This window comes from Candidatus Thiodiazotropha sp. LNASS1, from assembly GCF_964212655.1.
Classification (GTDB): domain Bacteria; phylum Pseudomonadota; class Gammaproteobacteria; order Chromatiales; family Chromatiaceae; genus Thiodiazotropha.
On sequence record NZ_OZ156465.1, the window covers coordinates 4608400 to 4625640 of the forward strand.

18 protein-coding genes are annotated in these 17241 nt (G+C 52.5%); 12 read left to right on the forward strand and 6 right to left on the reverse strand.

Going from position 1 to position 17241, the window contains the following annotated elements:
• Positions 1-30: 30 nt before the first annotated feature.
• Complete coding sequence (gene ribE, locus AB8516_RS20555) at positions 31-501, forward strand: 6,7-dimethyl-8-ribityllumazine synthase (RefSeq protein WP_369163049.1); 471 nt, start codon at positions 31-33, stop codon at positions 499-501.
• Positions 501-932: a transcription antitermination factor NusB gene (gene nusB, locus AB8516_RS20560; RefSeq protein WP_369163051.1), complete on the forward strand. Its 432-nt coding sequence runs from the start codon at positions 501-503 to the stop codon at positions 930-932. Before ribE ends, nusB begins: the two co-directional genes overlap by 1 nt.
• A gap of 80 nt (positions 933-1012) precedes the next feature.
• On the opposite strand, the gene AB8516_RS20565 is transcribed toward nusB, so the two are convergent.
• Entirely contained in the window at positions 1013-1324 is a 312-nt protein-coding gene (locus AB8516_RS20565) for a phosphate-starvation-inducible protein PsiE (protein ID WP_369163052.1), read from the reverse strand.
• Between the two features lie 14 nt (positions 1325-1338).
• Here AB8516_RS20565 and thiL point away from each other — a divergent pair, with 14 nt between their 5' ends.
• From thiL to AB8516_RS20580, 3 genes are read left to right on the forward strand one after another with little or no spacing between them, the layout of a single operon-like run.
• Positions 1339-2331: a thiamine-phosphate kinase gene (gene thiL, locus AB8516_RS20570; RefSeq protein WP_369163053.1), complete on the forward strand. Its 993-nt coding sequence runs from the start codon at positions 1339-1341 to the stop codon at positions 2329-2331.
• 39 nt (positions 2332-2370) lie between these two features.
• The gene (locus AB8516_RS20575) at positions 2371-2856 is read left to right on the forward strand and encodes a phosphatidylglycerophosphatase A (protein ID WP_108290897.1); all 486 of its coding nucleotides are present in this window, start codon (positions 2371-2373) and stop codon (positions 2854-2856) included.
• On the forward strand, positions 2853-3500 hold the full coding sequence (locus AB8516_RS20580; RefSeq protein ID WP_369163055.1) for a TIGR02281 family clan AA aspartic protease: 648 nt from the start codon (positions 2853-2855) through the stop codon (positions 3498-3500). Before AB8516_RS20575 ends, AB8516_RS20580 begins: the two co-directional genes overlap by 4 nt.
• Positions 3501-3531: 31 nt before the next feature.
• Here the strand turns inward: AB8516_RS20580 and folE2 are convergent, their stop codons facing one another.
• From folE2 to AB8516_RS20595, 3 genes are all read right to left on the reverse strand, one after another.
• Complete coding sequence (folE2, locus tag AB8516_RS20585) at positions 3532-4350, reverse strand: GTP cyclohydrolase FolE2 (protein WP_108291009.1); 819 nt, start codon at positions 4348-4350, stop codon at positions 3532-3534.
• Positions 4351-4748: 398 nt separating this feature from the next.
• Complete coding sequence (gene ispA / locus AB8516_RS20590) at positions 4749-5651, reverse strand: (2E,6E)-farnesyl diphosphate synthase (RefSeq protein ID WP_369163057.1); 903 nt, start codon at positions 5649-5651, stop codon at positions 4749-4751.
• Entirely contained in the window at positions 5638-5877 is a 240-nt protein-coding gene (locus AB8516_RS20595; protein WP_369163059.1) for an exodeoxyribonuclease VII small subunit, read from the reverse strand. Before AB8516_RS20595 ends, ispA begins: the two co-directional genes overlap by 14 nt.
• Before the next feature lie 207 nt (positions 5878-6084).
• Here AB8516_RS20595 and parE point away from each other — a divergent pair, with 207 nt between their 5' ends.
• The 3 genes from parE (at position 6085) to AB8516_RS20610 (ending at position 9434) form a co-directional block, all read left to right on the forward strand.
• Entirely contained in the window at positions 6085-7971 is a 1887-nt protein-coding gene (parE, locus tag AB8516_RS20600) for a DNA topoisomerase IV subunit B (protein WP_369163060.1), read from the forward strand.
• A 58-nt stretch (positions 7972-8029) separates the two neighbouring features.
• Entirely contained in the window at positions 8030-8569 is a 540-nt protein-coding gene (locus AB8516_RS20605; RefSeq protein ID WP_369163061.1) for a hypothetical protein, read from the forward strand.
• Between the two features lie 244 nt (positions 8570-8813).
• A complete protein-coding gene (locus tag AB8516_RS20610) occupies positions 8814-9434 on the forward strand; it encodes an SCO family protein (protein ID WP_108340700.1) in 621 nt (206 codons plus the stop codon).
• Here AB8516_RS20610 and ppx read toward each other — a convergent pair.
• Positions 9413-10924 (reverse strand): exopolyphosphatase, encoded by a 1512-nt coding sequence (ppx, locus tag AB8516_RS20615; protein WP_369163062.1) that lies wholly within the window; start codon positions 10922-10924, stop codon positions 9413-9415. The two genes, AB8516_RS20610 and ppx, sit on opposite strands and share 22 nt — an antisense overlap.
• Positions 10925-11326: 402 nt before the next feature.
• On the opposite strand from ppx, the gene AB8516_RS20620 reads away from it, so the two are divergent.
• A complete protein-coding gene (locus tag AB8516_RS20620; RefSeq protein WP_369163063.1) occupies positions 11327-11902 on the forward strand; it encodes an NUDIX hydrolase in 576 nt (191 codons plus the stop codon).
• 87 nt (positions 11903-11989) lie between these two features.
• On the opposite strand, the gene AB8516_RS20625 is transcribed toward AB8516_RS20620, so the two are convergent.
• Entirely contained in the window at positions 11990-12829 is an 840-nt protein-coding gene (locus AB8516_RS20625) for an NYN domain-containing protein (protein WP_108290881.1), read from the reverse strand.
• A 555-nt stretch (positions 12830-13384) separates the two neighbouring features.
• Between AB8516_RS20625 and zwf the strand changes: the two genes are divergently transcribed.
• Genes zwf through gndA form a run of 3 tightly spaced genes read left to right on the forward strand, consistent with a single transcriptional unit; the run spans position 13385 to position 17067 of the window.
• Positions 13385-14920, forward strand: a complete 1536-nt coding sequence (gene zwf / locus AB8516_RS20630; RefSeq protein ID WP_369163064.1) for a glucose-6-phosphate dehydrogenase — start codon at positions 13385-13387, stop codon at positions 14918-14920.
• A complete protein-coding gene (gene pgl, locus AB8516_RS20635; RefSeq protein WP_369163066.1) occupies positions 14920-15609 on the forward strand; it encodes a 6-phosphogluconolactonase in 690 nt (229 codons plus the stop codon). Before zwf ends, pgl begins: the two co-directional genes overlap by 1 nt.
• Before the next feature lie 39 nt (positions 15610-15648).
• Positions 15649-17067: an NADP-dependent phosphogluconate dehydrogenase gene (gndA, locus tag AB8516_RS20640; protein ID WP_369163067.1), complete on the forward strand. Its 1419-nt coding sequence runs from the start codon at positions 15649-15651 to the stop codon at positions 17065-17067.
• Positions 17068-17241: the final 174 nt, after the last annotated feature.

Genomic DNA, 17241 nt, shown 5'->3' on the forward strand with positions numbered 1-17241 from the left:
ACATCAGTTTCAACTTCAGGGTAGTGATAGATGAGTATAAAGACAATCGAAGGGGCAATGACTGTCGAGAATGCACGCTTCTGTCTGGTGGTGGCGCGTTTCAACAGCTTCATTGTAGAAAGTCTGCTGGATGGGGCCGTGGATACCCTGAAGCGACATGGCGCCAGTGAAGACGATATAACCCTGGTACGGGTGCCGGGCGCATTCGAGATGCCGTTGGCATTGGAGAAATTGGCGGCGAAAGGCGAGTATGACGCCATTATCGCATTGGGTGCTGTGATACGCGGGGGCACACCGCATTTCGACTACGTCGCCGGTGAGTGCGTGAAAGGCATGGCGCAGGTTACGCTGAAACATGGAGTTCCAATCGCTTTCGGTGTATTGACCGTGGACACTATTGAGCAGGCTATCGAGCGCGCCGGCACCAAGGCAGGGAACAAGGGAGCAGAGGCAACCCTGTCTGCCATTGAAATGGTTAACCTCTTGCGTCAGATTGGTTGATGAGTGAAAAACGCAACCAAGCGCGCAAGCATGCGGTACAGGCTATCTATCAGTGGCAGATAGCCGGTCAGGATATCCCTGATATCATCAATCAGTTTCTCGAGGAACAGGATCTCAACAGTTTTGAGATTCCCTACTTCCAGGATTTGATGAAGGGCGTGCCGGGCCACCTGGTGGAATTGGATGAATTGCTCAAGCCCACCTTGGACCGGGCCATCGAGAGCGTGGATCCAGTCGAACGTGCGATTCTGCGATTAGGTGCCTATGAATTGAGCCACAAGCCGGAAATTCCCTATCGTGTGGTAATCAATGAGGCAGTGGAGCTGGCCAAGGTGTTTGGCGCGGAGCAGGGCCATAAGTTCGTCAATGGCGTGCTCGATCAGGTGGCTAGAAAGGTACGTTCCGTTGAGGTCAATGCGGGGCGAAGCTAGGATTACCCGATAGCAGTACCATCGTCATTCTTCATCCTTATATCCATACCGCATATCTGTTTTGGACAACTCCAACGGTATTACTCGTTATCTTCTTTCAGCTTGGTATTGGTATAACGCAGGATCAGGATGGCGAGGGTCAACATCAATATCGCACCGGTAACGGTCAGTATCGTCTTGTCAGGCATCCCCTTGATATCGATGGTCAGCATACGTGTGAGAGCGGTAATTGCGATGTAGATGAGAAATTGAACCGGGAGTCTGCGCGTCTTGAAGTAGATGCCCACCATCGCACCCAATTCCAGGTAGATGAACAGATATCTCTCCCGAGGAGAATGGTGCTCTTTTTCTTCAACACCCTGAAAGTTACACTGGCAATTTACTGGAGACAATAGCCGGCCATCCAATGAGTAAGCGTAGCGACATCTCTGAATTCGACCTTATCAACGACTATTTCGCCGGCATGACGTCACAACGCGAGGACGTGGTATTGGGCATTGGTGATGATGCCGCACTGCTGCGGGTACCACAGGGAATGGAGCTGGCCGTGAGCGTGGATACCCTGGTTGCCGGTGTGCACTTTTTTCCCGACATTTCGCCGTCGGATCTTGGCCACAAGGTGCTGGCGGTCAATCTGAGTGACCTGGCGGCGATGGGGGCCGAGCCGGCGTGGGCGACCCTGGCGTTGACGCTGCCCGGGGTCGATGGCTTGTGGATCAGCGAATTCTGCCGCGGATTTAGCGAACTGGCGGCACACTATGATCTCCAGCTTGTGGGGGGGGATACCACTTCGGGGCCATTGAGTATCACCGTACAGGTTCAGGGTCTTTTGCCCATGGGTGAGGGGTTGACCCGCAGCGGTGCCCAAGTGGGGGATGATATCTATGTCACAGGTACCCTTGGCGATGCCGCATTGGCGCTGGTCTGTAAGCGTGATGGGGACGATCGGCAAGCCATGCCGCAGCTTCTGGGGCATCTCGACCGGCCAATCCCCAGGGTCGAGGCCGGTATCGCCCTGCGCGGTTTCGCCAGCAGTGCAATCGATATCTCAGACGGACTGGCGGCGGATCTCGGCCATATTTTGCAATCGAGCGGGGTTGGCGCCAGAGTGGACCTCGATAGGATACCCTTGTCGCCCTCGGTCACCGCCTCTCTCCAGGAGTCAAATGATTGGTCGCTCATCATCGCGGGTGGTGACGACTATGAGCTCTGTTTTACTCTGCCACCTGTACACCGGGATCAGGTGGCGTCGATCTCCCGGCGAATCGGTGTAACCATGACGCGTATCGGTGTGATTGATGCGCAGTCGGATTTGCGTTGTCTCGTGCCGGATGGGTCTATATGGTCACCTGAGTGTACCGGTTACGAGCATTTTTCGAGATCAGATGGAGATAATTGAGTATGGGTTCAGTTCCACTCCCGGGGATGGCTCCGATCGATGAATGAAGAGAAGGCGTCCCCTGACATGAGCAAGCCGGTGCATCTGCTTGCTTTCGGCTTCGGCAGTGGACTTCTACCCAAGGCGCCCGGCACATACGGCACCCTGGTTGGGGTGCCGCTCTACCTGCTGTTGCAGCCGTTGTCATTGTCACTCTACATACTCTTCGTGTTGTTGGCATTTCTTGCCGGTCTGTGGATCTGTCAACGCACTTCTGAAGACCTGGGGGTGCATGATCATAGTGGTATCGTATGGGATGAAATCGTTGGCTACCTGGTCGGGATGACATTCGCCCCATCCGGTTGGCTATGGATTGTGATCGGTTTTATGCTTTTTCGCCTGTTTGATATCCTCAAACCCTGGCCTATTATCTGGATTGACCATAGGGTGGAGGGCGGATTGGGTATCATGCTTGACGATCTGTTGGCCGGACTCTATACAGCAGGCGCTGTTTTTCTGCTTAATCTGACAGGATGGTTCTCATGAGAAAAGGCTGTTTCATGTTGCTGTTTCTGGCCACTATCTACCATGGCCAGGCCTTTGCGGTTGACCGGGTAGTCGTGGAAGCGCTGTTCACCGATAAGGCGATGGTGACGATTGACGGCGTCAGAAGGCTGCTGAAACTCGACAAGCCCTCTCCCGAGGGTGTGCGGCTCATCTCAGCAAGCAGCAAGGAGGCGGTACTGGAGGTGGATGGAGAACGTCGAACATATCCCCTCGGCGGGCATATCACCACCCGCTTTACCAAACCCGAAGTGATGACGGCCAAGGTATGGCGAAATCAAGCAGGCGCCTATACCACAGTGGGTACGATCAATGGCAGGACGGTCAATTTTCTCATCGATACCGGCGCTACGGCCGTCGCCATGCATGCCAACCAAGCCAAGCGCCTGGGTATAGCCTACAAACTGAAAGGAAAACGTATTTTAGTCAATACGGCCAGTGGCAGCGCAGCTGCGTACGATGTCACGCTCGATAGGGTTCAGGTCGGTGATATCACCCTCAATAATGTCAGAGGGTTCATCATCGATAACAATGGTCCCGCACGGGTGCTATTGGGTATGAGTTTTCTCAACCGGGTCAAAATGGAGGACCAGGGGACCGTGTTGCTATTGGAAAAGCGTTTCTGACATACATGTATGGGTGAGCGGCTGATCGGGATTACACCGGATCGGATGTCTTGTCCCGTTCGATCAGGGCGTAGGCGGAGTGGTTGTGGATGGATTCAAAATTCTCCGACTCAACAGTGTAGGCGCTGATACGCTGTTCACGATTCAATTGCACCGCGATATCCCGCACAATATCTTCGACGAACTTCGGATTGTCGTAGGCGTGTTCGGTGACATATTTCTCATCAGGTCTTTTCAGCAGGCCAAAGAGTTCACAGGAGGCCTGTTCCTCCACCATGTCGATAATTTCTTCGATCCAGATAAAACCGACAGTCCTTGCCTGCACGGTGACATGAGAGCGTTGGTTGTGGGCGCCACGGTCGGAGATCTTCTTCGAACAGGGACAGAGGCTGGTAACCGGAACCACAACCTTGATATCAATGACCGGTTTACCCCCATGGATTTCACCGATCAGCGTTACATCGTAGTCGAGCAGGCTTTTTACACCAGACACTGGTGCCGTTTTATTGATGAAGAAGGGAAAATTCATCTCAATATGACCCGATTCCGCTTCAAGTCTTTCGGTCATCTCGGCCAGCATATCCTTGAATGATTCGACGGTAACCTCTGTTTCATGGCTGTTCAGGATCTCCACGAACCTGGACATATGGGTGCCCTTGAAGTTGTGCGGAAGGTTAACGTACATATTGAAGTTGGCAATCGTATGCTGTTCGCCCTCACTCCGGTCCCTGATTCTCATAGGATGGCGAATGTCTTTGATACCCACCTTGTTGATGGCAATCTGGCGCATATCGGCCGAATTCTGTACATCGGCTATTTGAGAACCGCTAAGCGGTGTCTTGTCGAGCATGTTCATTATTCCTGCCTCACCACCAGGTGAAGGCGTATGGTAAGTGTTGATTCAAGGGTATCGTCACCACAGGTCGGGGACAACTGATAGAACATCAGGTATTTGCAACCGAATCCTCGGATTCAGGGCCGGATTGTGATCATTCCCCTGGAATCAACCGGGTCGAACATACAATTATCTCTAAAACCCTTACCTAGAGTCAAACCGACGGTGTTTACATGAATGCCTCGATGGTTCTTATTAACCATTTATAAAACAATTACTTAGCAATCCCAATTGACAGCGCACTCAATTGTCGTCAAATAGCCTTATGTTGTCGAAGTCAGGCAGGGTTCCAGCTCGCTGGAACTGGCTGCACTTCAGGCAAGAGCTCCCACATCAAGCTAATAGTCTTAAAATCAGTGTTTTCTGGCTGTAATATAGTGTCCTAGCCAACGTAGCGGATCTGCCTCATTATCGAAGGCATCCAGGCTCTGTAATGCCTCATGTATGAGTTCTTGTGCCTTCTCTTTGGCGCCGGCGAGTCCGAGTAGCGAGGGGTAGGTCGGTTTTTCCTGGACCAGATCCTTGCCTTGGGTCTTTCCCAGAGTTTCAGTGTCGCCTTCGATATCGAGGATATCGTCCTGAATCTGAAACGCCAGCCCAATACACTTGGCGTAGTGATCGAGATGATGGGTGAGGGCCTTATCGGCGTCAGGATCGAGCAAGGCACCCAAGCGTACCGCAGCACGGATCAATGCGCCGGTTTTATGTATGTGCAGATTCTCCAACTCTGCCAGGTTGAGTTCCCTCCCCACAGCCTCCAGGTCGATCGCCTGTCCTCCTGCCATACCGCGAGAACCACTGGCCCGCGCAAGGGTTTCCACCATTGAGAGCCTGATCCGGGCGTCCGCCTGCATACACGGGTCGCAACAGAGGGATTTGAAGGCCAGGGATTGCAAGGCGTCCCCCACCAGGATTGCCGTCGCCTCATCATAGGCGCGGTGACAGGTTGGTTGATTCCGTCTCAAATCATCATCGTCCATTGCAGGCAGATCGTCATGAACGAGGGAATAGGCGTGGATCAGTTCGACAGCGGTGGCAGGGGTGTCGAGTCTTTCCCAGGAGACATTCAGTGCCTGACCGGCTGCATACACCAGCAGGGGCCGGATTCGCTTGCCGCCGTTCAGGGTGGCGTATCGCATGGCCTCATGCAGGCGTGTTGGCAGGGTGGTGGAGGGGGGTAGAATTCGGTCAAGGGCCTGCTCCACACGCTGTTGGCATTTGAGGGTGAAGGCCTTCAGGCCGTCATTCATTGTCATCGGTGAAGGATTCCAGCTCGGGTGTTTGTGTCTCGCCGTTGAGAATGCGTATTTTCTGTTCAGCCTCTTGCAGTGATGCTTGGCAGATTCGGGTCAGTGCTACCCCACGTTCAAATGATTTCAGTGACGCCTCGAGCGACAAATCGCCCTGCTCAAGAGTGTCTATCAGGCTTTCCAGCTCTTTCATCGCCTCTTCGAAGGTGGGTGTTTTCGGTTTTCTTGGCACTTTCTTTTATCGCTTTAATTGAAGGCTTCCCGGGAAGCCAGGGCATCAGAGGTAACCTACCCTACCCCTTATACGCCGGTCAATGATAGAGATACACTGGATCTGCTACGGAACGAGGGGGGTGATCTAGATGAGACTCGCCAGCACTCTTCCAGATGTGTAAACTCCCGCCGTTGATAACCATTAGCATAGGATCGACAGAGAAAGATGAGTGGTAGTTACGACGCTTCTGATATCGAAGTCCTCAGCGGTCTGCAACCGGTTCGAAAGCGACCAGGGATGTACACCGATACCACCCGGCCCAATCATCTTGCCCAGGAGGTTATAGACAACAGTGTTGACGAGGCGGTTGCCGGTTATGCCAAATCGATCGACGTCACGCTGCATAAGGACGATTCACTGGAGGTTGTGGATGACGGTCGCGGCATGCCTGTGGATATCCACCCCCAGCAGGGAGTGCCAGGAGTCGAGGTGATCCTGACCAAACTGCATGCCGGCGGCAAGTTCTCCAACAAAAGTTACCGTTTCTCCGGCGGTCTGCATGGTGTTGGCGTATCTGTCGTCAATGCGCTCTCGAAGCACCTGGAGGTATGGGTACGACGGGGCGGCAAGGAGTATAATATGGCTTTCGCCGATGGTCATAAGGTCTCCGACCTGGAGATCGTCGGTAAAGTGGGCCGTAACAATACCGGCACCCGGGTGCGTTTCTGGCCGGATCCGGGCTATTTTGACTCCTCTCGCTTCTCTACGCGTCAATTGCGCCATGTTCTCAGGGCGAAAGCGGTCCTCTGTCCCGGTCTGAAAGTCTCATTTTTCGATGAGAAGAGCGGTGAAAAGGAGGCATGGATCTACCAGGATGGGTTGAGAGACTACTTGCTGGATGCCTTGCAGGGCGTGGCAAAAATCCCGCAACAGGCATTTGTGGGCGAGATGTCAGGGAATACCGAAACCGCCACTTGGGCTGTGCTCTGGTTGCCGGAAGGCGGTGAACTGGTGACCGAGAGCTATGTCAATCTGATTCCTACCTCCCAGGGTGGAACTCATGTGAACGGTCTGCGCACAGGTCTTACGGACGCGGTCAGAGAATTCTGCGAATTCAGGAATTTAATTCCCCGCGGGGTCAAGCTGACGCCAGAAGATGTATGGAATCGGGTCTGCTATGTGCTCTCCGTCAAATTACAGGACCCTCAATTTTCCGGACAAACCAAAGAGCGTCTATCTTCAAGGGAGTGTGCCACCTTCGTCTCCGGGGTGGTCAAGGACTCATTCAGTCTTTGGCTGAATCAACACACGGATATGGGCGAGCAGATTGCCGAGATGGCGATCTCATCTGCACAGAGCCGAATGCGAGCCGGACGCAAGGTGGCCAGAAAAAAGGTGACTCAGGGACCGGCGTTGCCTGGGAAGTTGGCGGATTGCAGTTCGGTGGATCCGCTAAGAAGCGAACTGTTTCTGGTAGAGGGTGATTCAGCCGGTGGATCGGCAAAACAGGCGAGGGATAGGGAGTTTCAGGCGATCATGCCGTTACGGGGCAAGATCCTCAACACCTGGGAGGTTGAGCATGGTGATGTGCTGGCCTCGCAGGAGGTACATGACATTTCCGTTGCCATCGGTGTTGAACCCGGCAGCAGCGACCTGTCAAAACTGAGATTCGGTAAAATCTGCATTCTTGCCGATGCGGATTCAGATGGACTGCATATTGCAACTCTTTTGTGTGCCCTGTTCCTGCGTCATTTCAAGCAACTTGTGGAGCAGGGACATGTCTACATAGCCATGCCGCCGCTTTACAGGATCGATGTGGGAAAACAGGTCTTCTATGCATTGGATGACTCGGAAAAACAGGGGGTGTTGGATCGCATTGAAGCGGAGAAATTACGTGGCAAAATCAATGTGCAACGATTTAAAGGTCTGGGTGAAATGAATCCTCTACAGCTACGGGAAACGACTATTCATCCGGATACCCGGCGCCTGATACAGTTGACGATAGAACATGGTGACAACACAAACCGTATCATGGATATGATGCTTGCCAAGAAAAGGGCGTCTGATCGTAAAAAGTGGCTGGAAAAGAAAGGGGATTTGGCTGAGATATGACAATCGAGATCTAAGAATGAGGTGGAATTGCAATTGTTTTTACAAGGCTAAGTTTGTAGTGAGTGGCTTTTTATTGGTCTTCGGCCTGGTTTTGGCCAGTGGCTGGCCGAAACCCGTGTGCGCGGCTGATTTCGAACCTCTCGATGAGATTGCCCTCATGAGTATGATTGAGCACTTGAGGGCCATGCAGCAGCTGGCGCCGCAATTACGCATACAATTGAGAAGCGTACGCATGAATATGAAGTTCGATGTCAGGGAGATTCACAACATCGAACGCAGTATTGGAAAAGCGCAAACCGATATCGAGCGTTTGATCGCGATGCATGAAACTAATCGTGTCAACTCCATCAGGGCCCACTTTCTGGTGGATGATCTTCGTCGCAAGGCCTCTACCTTGGATCAGGGCCTGTCGCATGTAACGCAACGGATCATGAAGAAATATGGTGTGTCGGAGGAAAAAGAGCTTCAGAACATCGAAATCAATGAGGAAGACAGTCAACTGCTCTCTCTGCTTCAAGATTACAGTCAATTGATGGATCAGAGTTTACAACTGGTGTCTGGGGCATCGCGGGAAGAATCCCCGCAAGCAACGGAGTAACAATACTCGGTCGACGTATCTGAGGCAAATCCAGTGATTTGCCATATATCAATGATTGACCTGTAAACACCATGCATCATTGCCACCCTTATCCACTGACCCGGTAACCAAGTCGATCTATTCGGTTGCTGGATTGATGGTCAGTGGCAATACACCAACTGCCATGGCCTGTTGACAGGCTTTTGATCACCGTGACGGACGGGTTGCAGTTTGACCACAGTATTCAGGTGATAGAGTTTTAGAAATGCAAAGAACAGCACTTTATACAGCCATCGCGTTGGCGGGTGGTGTACTCATATGGCTGCTTTTGTTCTGGAGTCCTGTCGCTCAGGAAGAGCATGTTATTATCGAACCAAAGATTGCCCCGGAACCGACAGGTGGTGATTTTTCCTTAACCTCGTATCGCGGTCCAGTGAGTCTGAGCGACTACCGTGGCAGGGTCGTACTGCTCTATTTCGGCTATACCTGGTGTCCGGATATTTGTCCGACCAATCTTGCACTGATGAGTACAGCCCTGTCTGCAATGAATGATGTTGATCGAGATCGGATACAACCGTTGTTTGTGAGTGTCGATCCGGAACGCGATACCCCGCAACGCCTGAGGGAGTATGTGGAGTATTTCCATCCTTCAATACTCGGTCTGACAGGCAGTAAGCATATGATTGACGATATCGTCGAACGTTATGGCGGCGCATACCGTATCGTGAACAAAAAGGATGACGAACCCTATGTCGTCGACCACACGGCAGACACCTATATCATCGATAGTCAGGGCAAGCTGGTACGCAGGATGGCCCATGGATCCAGCGTCGAGGAGTTGCTCGGCGCAATACAACCCCTGCTTCAGGAAAACCTGAGCAGATAACCCGCCGATTTCAGATAGTCCGCCTCCTGTTCCAGTTCCTTACGAGTCAATGGATGGTGTGCAATCCACTCTTCGGGAAATACCAGGGATATCTTGTGATATTCCACCTCCAGTCGCGGCACGGGTTTTGCCGCAGCGGATCTTGCACGATGGGTCAGTACCGAAAGTCGTAACAGAATGCAGAGCTGTTTGGTGCAGCTCACGACATCCTCGGGTAGTGCCTCGAATATGGTTGTTGGAAATTTCCGTCGATGTCCTCTGACCAAGGCAGCGAGAACCTTCTGTTCCTGCAGGGAGAAGCCGGAAAGGTCGGATTTTTCCAGCAGATAGGCGCCGTGTTTCTGAAATTGACTGTGGGATACGGTCAATCCCATCTCATGCACCTTGGCTGACCATGAGAGCATTGCTTTATGACGCGGTTCTAGCAGATTCCAGGGCCTTTTGGCCTGTTCCAGGAGCGCCAGGGCGGTATTCTCCACCCGATCCACCTGTTCCTGATCCACGTCGTATCGACGCATCAGGGTCTTAAGGGTCCGCTCACGGGCATCCTCCTGTTGATTACGCCCGACCATGTCGTATATCAAGCCTTCGCGCAAGGCTTCGGAGGAGACTTCCATATGTCCGATGCCAATTTGATCGAATATAGCCGATAGCACAGCCAGACCTCCGGCAAATACCGGTTTTCTTTCTTCTGACAAACCCTTCAGGTCGAGCTTGTCGATGCTGCCGGCTTCAATCAATGTTCGTTTGAGACGCTCCAGTGATTCAAGATTAATCCCGGTTTCACTCCATCCCTGTTGCAGGACTACATTACCGATCGATTTGATACTGCCCGAACTGCCGATTGCCCGCGTCCAATCTCCATCTCTGAATTCATACCTCACCGGACGAATCTCCAAGCTGCAGGCAAGCTCCGCATCACGCATGGCTTGTGCCGTTATCTTACCGTCGGCAAAGAACCTGCGGCTTATACTGACACACCCCATATGCAGACTTTCCCGCTCATGAGATTGATAACCTTGACCGGTGATCAACTCAGTACTGCCGCCGCCGATATCGACCACCAGCCGCGTTTCATCGCCTGCGGCAAGTCCATGCGCCACACCAAGATAGATCAAGCGTGCTTCTTCTCGTCCGGCGATAATTTCAATAGGATGCAGCAATGCCTTTTCGGCCAGACCGTGAAAGTTGTCATCAGGATGGATCTGGCGCATGGTGTTGGTGCCGACGACACGGATATTTTCAGCCGGCAACGGACGTAGACGCTGCGCATATCTTCGTAAACACTCAAGGGCACGCTCTGCAACGTGGGGCATGAGATGCTTGTCTGCAGTCAGCCCTTCACCGAGCCGGACCGTCTCTTTCATTCTGTCAATGATCTGCAGATGACCATCGATGACCCGCGCAACAATCAGGTGAAAGCTGTTTGAACCGAGGTCAATGGCTGCGATCGCTTCATTGAGATTGGCCTCTGGGGTCTGTTCCGGCATTTTCTGTCTTGACTCCTGCATTATGTGATTCTGAGCGCTCGTTATACTTTGATGAGGATCTTTAGCCTTGTTTAAAAGGTCAGACATCATATCAGGAATTACTGGCTGGAACCTGTTAACAGCCCATGAACGATAGTACTCTGGACGCAACTTTCATCAATCGGTGACAATAGTGACTGAGAGCCTGTTAACACACATCCAATTGGCTCAGTTGCCCCTGTAAAAGCGCCAATCAAGGTGCGAGGAGAGAGGTTTGGTGATTCCAACTGAACGACGAGCAACGCCGAGTGGCACTATTGTTCGCATATGCAGAATAACTACCCATCGCTCACGCTGCCTTGCCGGACAAAAAAGTCCCGGCAGGGCCGATTGGATGAGTGTTAACAGGCCTTAGGATTTGAAATGAAGTATTGCAGCCACTGCGGCGCTGAGGTCGAAGTCAGGGTTCCCGAAGGTGATAACAGGCCAAGACATGTATGTATTATCTGTAGTACCGTTCATTATCAAAATCCCAAGATCGTGGTCGGATGCATCCCCGTGTGGGAACAACAGATCCTCTTATGTCGCCGCGCCATAGAGCCCCGCTACGGTTTGTGGACCGTGCCGGCGGGGTTCATGGAAAATGGTGAGACGAGTCAACAAGGCGCCGCCCGGGAAACCTGGGAAGAGGCATGTGCGCGGGTGGAAGTGGAGGGGCTCTATACGCTATTCAATCTTCCACATATCAACCAGGTATATCTGTTGTTTCGCAGCCGGTTGCTCGATCTCGATGTTGCGGCGGGGGAGGAGAGCCTGGAGGTCAAGTTATTCGATGAACAGGAGATACCTTGGGAAAAGCTGGCTTTTCCGGTGATTAAGGAGTCGTTAAAGCTCTATTACGCCGATCGCGAAACCGGGACATATCCTTTACGCAGCGGCACTATAACCCGCGCTGCGGGTACAGCCGGAAGTTACCGTATTATCCTCGATCCGAGTTAAGGAATAAATTCACGGCAGTTGCCTGGTACGTCCCTGTACATAATTTATAGTGTAGGACGATTGTAGCCGGATGGGTGTTAACAGGACCTAGAGTCCCGTGCCGCCATAGCTTGGTACCAGGCGTACATTATTGGCCACGTAGCCGTCATCCTTATCACTCTTTTGGATATAGAATTCGAGTATGGAGTCCCGATTTGACATTACTTCATCCGTGACTTCGTCAGCCAGTTCATTGGCGTGGCAAAAGACACTCTCGTAAGGAGAGCCATCCTGGCGGGGATCGATAATCCACATATTAGGATCGATACGTTTGAGAAAACGTAAAAAGCCATAACCCTTTTCCGGAAACCACTTCGCACAGACCCCTCGGACACAGGAACCCGGTTCTCCCCAATCATTGCGCGGTTCATATGAGATCGGCAACAGATCGGGGATCAGAAAACCCGAATAGTAATCGTCTACAAGTCTGCGCAATTCCTGCGAAACATTGCGGAACCCGAGCAATTCAACCCGACAGCCGCGATCCTGCAGGGCGGTCACGACCTGCAGAAAATCGCCGTCACCTGTGACGAGAAGCAACAGGTCGAGTTTCTCCGATTGCAACATGGCATCAACGGCCATATCCAGATCTGCATTGGCTTTGGTGGTGACGTTACCCTCTTCATCCGTATAGCGGCGGACATTCTTCACAATGACTTTCCAGCCGTACTCTCTGACCATTTGCTGATAGGTCATGGCACGACGACGATACTCGGGATCCTCCTTGGCGCGTTCCTGGTCGAAGGCTATGTAGGTATTGAGCCTGAGAAGGGATCCGCCATATCGCGCTGCGAACATCCTCAGGATGTCGTAGCGCAGCTGGTATCCGCCGTTATATCTGACATTTTCTGCGTCGACAAATACGCCAATTTTAATATCTTGATGCAATGTGTTGTACCTGAACTATAAAAATACAAAAAGTGTTTAGGCATTGTGAGATGAAGCGACATCCCCACGATTGAGGGTCGTTGACGGTGCGTTTATCCCTGCAAGTCCGATGGCGTTGGTCACGCCGATTGTACGCCCAATGGGTCGAATAGCTCGATCAATAGCCTGATTTATTAAAGATGGGAAACCAACCAAAAAATAATATAGATAGTTAAGTGATAAAAATCGTTTCATTCATCTTTATTCTCGAAAGTATATTAATTATACAACGGTTTTGGGAATATTTTTAATGGCGAGCTAAACTAAGACTCATAAAAAATGCGGGATATTTCGCGATTTCCCCAGGTTTCCAATGTCGGGCCGTAAGTCAGAACCGATACGACTGGATGCCTGATATTTATGCGTGGCAGCAGTATTGGAAGATGAAATGCCCCCCCGCACTATGAGATATTGCCGATGCATCGGGAAAGAGGAATCCATTATTAACGCAAGTCTTGCATTTAAACATGCTATAAGATAGAGCAAAACAATAACAGAAACCCAAAGGCGGATAATATGACGTCCACCGATATTCCGGTACATCAACGTTTTAACGCGCATGAACTGTTTCTGCAGGCAGATCGATTAGAGCCATGTGTATTGGTGATATTCGGTGCTGCTGGTGATTTGACACGACGCAAGCTCATACCTGCACTCTATAATTTGGTGCACGAACAGGCACTGGATGAACGTTTTGCGGTTATCGGCTACAGTCGCAGGCCTCAAAGTGATGAACAATATCGCGCCATCCTTTTTGACGGCCTGAAGACCTACTCGCGATCTCAACCCATTGATGACGGTGTCTGGCAGGCATTCAGCAAGCGCATCAGCTATGTGGAAGGTAATTTTGAAGACCCGGAAGGTTATGTTGCCCTGCGCGGGGCATTGGAAGCTATCGAACAAGTAATCGGCAGCGAAGGAAATCGTCTATTCTATTTCGCCACACCCCCCTCCGCAGCACCGGTGATACTGCATCGCCTGAGTGAAGCCGGTTTACTGCAATCTGGAGGTGCAGCTGCACCCTGGACGAGGGTTATCATGGAAAAACCCTATGGCCGGGATCTCGAATCGGCAAGCGAACTGAACCGGATCGTCGCTGAAGTGTTGCAGGAGGATCAGGTCTACCGGATCGACCACTATTTGGGTAAGGAGACGGTCCAGAATATTCTGGTGGCCCGATTGGGAAACACCATATTCGAACCCTTGTGGAACCGAAAGTATATCGATCACATCCAGATCACTGCAGCCGAGTCCATCGGCGTGGAAGGCCGGGGTAGATTCTATGATAAAACTGGCGTGATAAGGGATATGGTACAGAGTCATCTGCTGCAGGTCCTCTCCCTCTGCGCCATGGAACCGCCGGTCTCTTTCGCCGCTGACGATATTCGGGATAAACGGGTCGAGGTATTGCGTTCACTGCGTCAATTCTCATCTCAGGAGGTTTTGCAGCATCTGGTCTTTGGTCAATATCGTGGTTACCGCGATGAGGAGAACGTGGATCCGCAGTCGCGGACGCCAACCTACGCTGCCATTAAATGCTATATCGATAACTGGCGATGGCAGGGGGTTCCATTCTTTCTTCGGGTCGGTAAGCATCTGGCGCAGCGAATGACAGAAATCTCTGTGGTGTTCCGCCCTGTGCCGCTATGCCTGTTCGGACGCGATGATGTCTGTCAGGATCTTGAACCGAACGTATTGACCATCCGTATCCAACCGGATGAGGGCATGGCCCTTAAAATATCCAGTAAGCGGCCGGGTGGTGAGATGGAGGTGGGTTCGGTGGAGATGGACTTCAGTTATTCCGAGACCTACACCCATCCCATCAAAGATGCCTACGAAAGATTGCTGCTGGATGCGGTGAAAGGGGATGCCACACTGTTCGCCAGACGGGATGAAGTGGAGTTCGCCTGGCGTTTCGTGACCCCCATTCTGAATAACTGGGAAAGCGCGGTAAAACGTCAACCGGTATTCTATGCCGAGGGCAGCGAAGGCCCTGAGGAAGCGGAGAAACTGATGGATCGCTATAGCCGGCAATGGCGGGAGATTATTTGATGGATAGATTCATTGTCGATCCAGTTGAGTTTGCAGCTCAGGCTGAGCGGTGGATAGGTGACAAAATCCAGCGGGTGCTTGAGTCATCCATGCGATGCCACCTCATGCTGGCCGGTGGGGCGACCCCTCTGCCTATCTACCGGCGCCTGGCGATGCGCAAGGATATACCCTGGTCGCGCATCGATCTCTATTTCGGCGATGAGCGTTGTGTGCCGGTGAACACATCGGAGAACAATTACACCACGGTTATGCGCAGCTTGTTTCCGGATGGTGACAGGCCCGATGGTATGAATGTCTATCGCATGTGCGGCGAAGAGGATCCGGACAAGGCGGCGGAAGTGTACGAACTGGTATTACCGGAGAGGGTCGACATCCTTCTCCTGGGAGTCGGTGATGACGGTCACACGGCATCGATCTTCCCCGGGTCGGCCGCGTTGGATGAAGAGAAGCGACGTGTAATGCCTGCGATTGCCGCAAAGCCACCGCTACAAAGGTTGACGATTACCCCACCCGTTATTCAAAGCGCCAGATATCTGTTGGTTATGGTCCAGGGTGAGGAGAAGGCGGATGCCGTTCGCAGGGCGTTGGTCGATCGCAGCGTGCCGGCAGCCATAGCATTGGACGGGGATTGGTTGATGGACATCCAGGCGGCCCGTGCGTTGCCGGAAGAGCAAAGACTGGGTTTCTAGAGGCTGTAGACGACAGGCCTTAACTGACAGGAACAGACCATGACTGAAATCAAACATTTTCATATCGGCCTGATCGGATTGGGTGTCATGGGACGCAATCTGGCGCTTAACATGGAAGAGAAGGGATTTCCGGTTGCGGTGTGGAATCGCCGCAGCGCCGCAATCACTGAGTTTTTAGATGAGCATCGTGGTAAGGGGTTTGGCGGGGATCCCGAGATGGCCCGGTTTATAGACCTGCTGGAGCGGCCAAGAAGGATCCTGCTGATGGTCAAGGCGGGAGACCCCGTGGATCAGGTGATCGAACAGTTGATCCCGTTGTTGGAGCCCGGTGATATCATCATGGATGGCGGCAACTCATGGTTTGAGGATACCCGGCGCCGGGAAAGCTATCTGCGCGAGAAAGGACTTCACTTCGTCGGTGTCGGCATATCCGGTGGTGAGGAGGGGGCGCGCCACGGTCCCTCGATGATGCCGGGCGGTTCCAGCGACTCCTATGCGGAGGTTCGTGCGGTGTTTGAGGCGATCACCGCCCAGACCGAGGCGGGTGCCTGTGTCACTCATGTGGGGCCGGACGGTGCCGGCCATTTCGTCAAGATGGTCCATAATGGGATCGAATACGCGGATATGCAGCTGCTTGCTGAGGTCTATGACCTGATGCATCGAGGTCTGGGCCTAAGTGAGATTGAGATGGCCGAGCGGTTCGACAGTTGGAATCAAGGCCCGATGGAATCTTTCCTTGTGGAATTGACCGCCCAGGTGATGAAGGTTGTGGATCGGGATAGCGGCTCACCCCTGGTGAGTCTGGTGATGGATAAGGCAGGGCAGAAGGGGACCGGCCGTTGGACGGTACAGGCCGCACTCGAGCAGGGTGTAGCGGTGCCTGGCATCGCTGCCGCAGTGGATGCCAGGCTGCTCTCTGCAATGAAAGCCCAGCGCGTGGCGGCATCCCCACTGCTACATGGGCCTGAAGTCAGCGATACAACTGAAAAGGAAGCCTTGCTGGCGGATCTCCACGGCGCCATATACGCCTCTCGGATCACTGCGTACGCCCAGGGATTGGATCTGATTCAAAGCGCTTCGGAACGCTATCAGTGGTCGATCGATCTGGCCGAAACAGCGCGTATCTGGAAGGGAGGGTGTATTATCAGGGCGCGACTGCTCGATCCCATCCGCAACGCCTTTTCCAATCACCCGAAACCGATAAATCTGATGGTCGATCCTGCATTGGGAGCTCAGTTACAAGGGTTGCAGGTTGCCTGGCGAAAAGTGGTCTGTTTTGCCTGCGGTGCCGGGATCCCGGTTCCGGTGATGAGCGCCTGTCTCAACTATTTCGACAGTTACCGGACCGACCGGTTGCCGCAAAACCTGATCCAGGCCCAGCGGGACGCCTTCGGCGCCCATACCTACGAACGAGTGGATCACCCGGAATGGGGTTTCATCCACTCGGACTGGCGGTAAAAAAAATATCCTGATTGCCCACAATACTCAGCCACTGTATAGGTGACTTGGTGATCGTGGGTTGTATAAGCAAACCGCGAATAGTCGCGAATGATTTTTCTGTCCGCAAATGAACGCGAATGAACGCAAATATATTTATTTACTGTACAACAGGATGTAACACAGACTCTAACC

Excerpts from the sequence above, each read along its gene's own strand:
- pgl (WP_369163066.1), top strand. The coding sequence starts at position 14,920 with ATGGATAGATTCATTGTCGATCCAGTTGAGTTTGCAGCTCAGGCTGAG.
- folE2 (WP_108291009.1), bottom strand. The coding sequence starts at position 4,350 with ATGCTCGACAAGACACCGCTTAGCGGTTCTCAAATAGCCGATGTACAG.
- nusB (WP_369163051.1), top strand. The coding sequence starts at position 501 with ATGAGTGAAAAACGCAACCAAGCGCGCAAGCATGCGGTACAGGCTATC.
- ribE (WP_369163049.1), top strand. The coding sequence starts at position 31 with ATGAGTATAAAGACAATCGAAGGGGCAATGACTGTCGAGAATGCACGC.
- AB8516_RS20580 (WP_369163055.1), top strand. The coding sequence starts at position 2,853 with ATGAGAAAAGGCTGTTTCATGTTGCTGTTTCTGGCCACTATCTACCAT.
- zwf (WP_369163064.1), top strand. The coding sequence starts at position 13,385 with ATGACGTCCACCGATATTCCGGTACATCAACGTTTTAACGCGCATGAA.
- ispA (WP_369163057.1), bottom strand. The coding sequence starts at position 5,651 with ATGACAATGAATGACGGCCTGAAGGCCTTCACCCTCAAATGCCAACAG.
- parE (WP_369163060.1), top strand. The coding sequence starts at position 6,085 with ATGAGTGGTAGTTACGACGCTTCTGATATCGAAGTCCTCAGCGGTCTG.
- AB8516_RS20620 (WP_369163063.1), top strand. The coding sequence starts at position 11,327 with ATGAAGTATTGCAGCCACTGCGGCGCTGAGGTCGAAGTCAGGGTTCCC.
- AB8516_RS20610 (WP_108340700.1), top strand. The coding sequence starts at position 8,814 with ATGCAAAGAACAGCACTTTATACAGCCATCGCGTTGGCGGGTGGTGTA.
- gndA (WP_369163067.1), top strand. The coding sequence starts at position 15,649 with ATGACTGAAATCAAACATTTTCATATCGGCCTGATCGGATTGGGTGTC.
- ppx (WP_369163062.1), bottom strand. The coding sequence starts at position 10,924 with ATGCCGGAACAGACCCCAGAGGCCAATCTCAATGAAGCGATCGCAGCC.
- AB8516_RS20575 (WP_108290897.1), top strand. The coding sequence starts at position 2,371 with ATGAATGAAGAGAAGGCGTCCCCTGACATGAGCAAGCCGGTGCATCTG.
- thiL (WP_369163053.1), top strand. The coding sequence starts at position 1,339 with ATGAGTAAGCGTAGCGACATCTCTGAATTCGACCTTATCAACGACTAT.